Source organism: Massilia sp. TSP1-1-2 (assembly GCF_049896185.1).
In the GTDB taxonomy this organism is placed as follows: Bacteria; Pseudomonadota; Gammaproteobacteria; order Burkholderiales; family Burkholderiaceae_D; genus Telluria_A.
Genome location: NZ_JAFCTU010000186.1, coordinates 1 through 655, shown reverse-complemented (window position 1 = coordinate 655; position 655 = coordinate 1). Strand labels below are relative to the sequence as shown.

General features: G+C 54.4%; 1 protein-coding gene. It reads right to left on the bottom strand.

Annotated elements, in window-relative coordinates; translation table 11 throughout:
* Positions 1–655 (bottom strand): RHS repeat-associated core domain-containing protein (locus ACP7BV_RS27615; protein WP_426108108.1); only part of this gene is annotated, 655 nt, incomplete at both ends.

Genomic DNA, 655 nt, shown 5'->3' with positions numbered 1-655 from the left:
AAAAGCCTGTCCACCGATATTGTTGATCGTCACTCTGGCCAAGTTTTGTGTAGCGGAAGCACCGATTGCACTGACGCTTACATTTGTATTCAACCCGATCAAAGTTACCAGGCCGGAGGGATCACTTTTAGCCACTGGATCCAGGTGTGCATATTGATACCTATGCAAGGATAGGGGATCTGCCTGCCTGCCCCACAACCGGTCAATCGCCGTGAACCGCCCCAGAGAAACGTCATACCACCTTGCACGGTTATATTGCAGCCCGATTGCTTCATCGAAATATTCGCCGGTATAACGGTAGCGATTTTCCGTGCTTCCCGCGTGAATTTCAAGTCCACCAAACGCATCGTACTCATATGTATCTCTGGCCGTGCCTGTGGCATCGCTCAGCGCTTTCACGCTACCAAGGCCATCTGCGTGAAAGTACGTTGCTTGGCCATCGCGCACTTGTTCGATCAGTCCGGCACCCCACACATAGTTGCTTATTACTGCGTTGGCCCCCTCCCCGAGGCTTTCCTGCACCGTCTGCGCGTATTCAAACGTGCCGTCAATCACGTACGCGGTCAACTGGTCCGACTGCCGGTTCAAGCCCGGCGCGCTCTTGCCGACCCGATTGCCCTTCGCATCGTAAGTATAGCGGGCGATGCTTTGCGCT